Genomic DNA, 2108 nt, shown 5'->3' on the forward strand with positions numbered 1-2108 from the left:
TGCGGATGCGCCGCCGCGTGACCGACTCGATCTCGCGGCCGAGCGCCGAGACGATGCCGGTGGTCAGCGTCTGGTCCAGCCCGAAGGGGTTGCCGATCGCGAAAACGCGCTGGCCCACCTGCAGGTCGCGGCTGCTGCCCAACGGCAAGGGCGGCAGCTTCGATTTCGGCGCGTTGATGCGCAGCACCGCCAGGTCGCGGTCGGGAAAGGCGCCGACCAGCTCGGCCTTGTGCGAGGTCTGGTCGGCCAGCGTCACGCGCGCCGCGCTGGCACCCTGGATCACGTGGAAATTGGTGACGATGTGGCCCTGCTCGTCCCAGACGAAGCCGGTGCCGGTGCCGCGCGGCACCTGCTGCACATCGAGCGAAAAAAAGTCGCGCTCGACCGTCAGCGCGGTGATGTTGACGACGGCCGGCGAGGCGGCCTTGAAGACCGCGATGTTGTTCTGCTCGTCGGCCGACAGGGCCCCGCGTGGGGCCGCGCTGCGCGCCGCCACCTCGGTGCGGGCGATGGCCAAGCCGGGCCCGAAGGCCAGCGCCGTCGAGCAAGCCGCCGCCAGCAGGCGGCGGCGGTTCAGGGGCCGGGGCGCGCCCGGCATCAGGCGACGTTGATGCTGATCCGGCGTGGCTGCGCGTGCTCCAGCTTCGGGATCCGCAGGTTCAGCACGCCGTCCTTCAGGTTGGCCTCGATGCGCCCGGCGTCGAGCTCGCGGCTGAGCGTGAAGGCGCGCCGGTAGCGCGGCAGGCGCAGCTCCACGTAGGCGGGCTGCAGGCCGGTCGGGGTCGGCGTCGTGACCTCGCCCTCGATCGTCAGCGTCTCGCCGTCGACCTTGATGTCGAGCTTGTCGCGCGGCACGCCGGGCAGATCGGCCAGCAGGGTGATGCCACGGTCGTCTTCCAGCACGTCGACGCGCGGCAGCAGCGCGCGGGTGTCGGCCGGGCCGGAGGCTGTGGTGGTGGGGCTTTGTTGCACGTTGGTCTTCTGCAGTTCGTTGCGGGTGGTGTCGGTCATGATCGGTCTCCTTGTCGGTGACAGGCAGGCGACGGATTTACTGCACCGTGATGCGCTTGGGCTGCGCTTCCTCGCGGCGCGCGATGCTGACGTTCAGCACGCCGTCCCGGTAGCTGGCCTGCACGCGCGAGGGATCCACGTCGTCGGGCAGGCTCAGTGCACGCTTGAAGCTGCCGCTGGCACGCTCGTGGTTGTAGACGCTGACCTTGGCATCGCTGCCGCGCGCCGGCACGGCCGAGGGCCGCTCGCCGGAGATCGTCAGCACGCCACGGTCGATCACGACGTCGATCTTGGCCGGGTCCATGCCCGGGGCGAAGGCGTAGACCTCGACGCTGCCCGGGGTCATGCCCACATTGATCGCCGGGAAGGCACCCGGCGCGGCCGAACGGATGCTGCTCGGCAGGCCGGTGCCGCCGAACACGTCGTCGAGCTCGCGACGCAGGCGCTCGAACTCGCCCACCACGCCGCCCGGGAAGCTCCAAAGGGATTCGTACATGGCAACGCTCCTTTCAAACGGTGAAAGTGCGGCGCTCGGCGAAGGCCGGCCGTCCGCATACCTACCGAATTAAGGGCAGGCTGCGCCAAGTTCAAGGCCCCCGGCTTGCGCTGGATCAGGTGCCTATGACCCCGCCGTCGTCCTTGGTGATCATCACCGTCGCCGAGCGTGGCCGGCCGCCGTCGGGCCACCTGGAGTAGCGGCCGGGCGCGGCCGGGTCGCCCCGCCCGGCGGGCGATTCGCCGGGGTGCTGGATGTTGACGAACAGCGTGCGCAGGTCGGGCGACATCGTCAGGCCGGTGATCTCGCAACCCGCCGGACCGACGAGGAAGCGGCGGAATACGGGGCCGCCCTCGTGGGCTGGCCGCGTCGGGTCGCACGCCAGCAGCTGGTTGTTCGGCAGGCGGGCGAGTTCACCCTTGCCCATCGCCGACGAAGACATGTCGGTTTCGACCCACAGCACGCCGCGTGGATCGATCCACAGGCCGTCCGGGCAGGCGAACACGTCACCGCGGATGTTGCCTCGCGCCTCCTGGCGCGGCTGTTGCGGGTCTCCGGCCAGCACCAGGTGGTCCCAGTGGAAGCGGGTGGCATCGAGGTC

General features: G+C 70.4%; 4 protein-coding genes. All 4 read right to left on the bottom strand.

The genetic code is table 11. The annotated features are described in order from the left end of the window. On the bottom strand, positions 1-598 hold a 598-nt coding region (locus VJ693_RS04465), incomplete at its 3' end, for a S1C family serine protease (RefSeq protein WP_324152263.1). Next, positions 598-1011: an Hsp20/alpha crystallin family protein gene (locus VJ693_RS04470; RefSeq protein ID WP_324152264.1), complete on the bottom strand. Its 414-nt coding sequence runs from the start codon at positions 1009-1011 to the stop codon at positions 598-600. The genes VJ693_RS04470 and VJ693_RS04465, both read right to left, overlap by 1 nt. Positions 1012-1048: 37 nt before the next feature. Continuing rightward, entirely contained in the window at positions 1049-1507 is a 459-nt protein-coding gene (locus VJ693_RS04475) for an Hsp20/alpha crystallin family protein (RefSeq protein ID WP_324152265.1), read from the bottom strand. 115 nt (positions 1508-1622) lie between these two features. Next, the coding region (locus VJ693_RS04480) for a PhoX family protein (RefSeq protein ID WP_324152267.1) at positions 1623-2108 on the bottom strand (486 nt) is incomplete at its 5' end.

Origin of the sequence: Ideonella sp. (assembly GCF_035254525.1) — a bacterium.
GTDB lineage: Bacteria > Pseudomonadota > Gammaproteobacteria > Burkholderiales > Burkholderiaceae_C > Ideonella.

What these genes read in the sequence shown, in the direction of transcription:
- VJ693_RS04475 (WP_324152265.1), bottom strand. Translation starts at nt 1,507, where the DNA reads ATGTACGAATCCCTTTGGAGCTTCCCGGGCGGCGTGGTGGGCGAGTTC.
- VJ693_RS04470 (WP_324152264.1), bottom strand. Translation starts at nt 1,011, where the DNA reads ATGACCGACACCACCCGCAACGAACTGCAGAAGACCAACGTGCAACAA.